This window comes from Hymenobacter agri (genome assembly GCF_054778495.1).
The window spans coordinates 1-783 of sequence record NZ_BAAGZM010001128.1; the positions used below are offsets into that span (position 1 = coordinate 1).

Sequence of the window (783 nt, forward strand, 5' to 3'; positions counted from 1 at the left end):
GCCGGGCAACGTCGACGGCTTCGTGGCGCGCCTGGCGGCCAGCGGCACCAGCCTGCTGCGGGCCAGCTACGTGGGCACGGCGGCCTACGACCAGGCGTATTTTCTGCAATTGGGCACCGATGGCGGCGTGTATCTACTGGGCCAGACGCGAGGCGCGTTTCCGGTAACGGCGGGCCTTTACACCACGGCCGGCGGCACGCAGTTCATTCAGAAGCTCGACGCCAACCTGACGCAGAGCCAGCTGGCTACCGTGTTTGGCAGCACGGCGCCCGCCGAGGCCGGCCTCATCAGCCTCACCCCCACCGCGTTTCTGGTCGACCGCTGCGACCGGGTGTTTGTGTGCGGCTGGGGCGGCGACGACAACGGCCGCGTTACGCCCACCTCGTTTCCCCGCTTCAGCTACCTCGATGCCAACGGCACGACCACCGGCCTGCCCGTAACCAGCAACGCGCTGCAGCGCACCACCGATGGCTCCGATTTCTACCTGGCCCAGTTCGCGGCCGGCCTCACCAGCCTGGCCTACGCCACCTTCTACGGCGGCTCCCTGAGCGAGCATGTGGACGGTGGCACCTCGCGCTTCGACCCGCGCGGGGTAGTGTACCAGGCTGTGTGCTCGTGCTTTGCGAGCACGGGCTTTCCCATTCCGCCCGGCGCCAACACCTACGCCACCACCAACCCCAGCAATATTCCGGGCTTCGGGGTGGGGTGCAACAACGCGGCCTTCGTGCTCGATTTCCGGCCCGAGGTGGCCGACGCCGGCCCCGCCCAGACCGTGTGCGCCAC

General features: G+C 68.7%; 1 pseudogene. It reads left to right on the top strand.

Annotation, left to right across the window (positions count from 1 at the left end):
- A pseudogene (locus ACYVDE_RS24885) lies at window positions 1-783 on the top strand (PKD domain-containing protein); the annotation flags it as partial.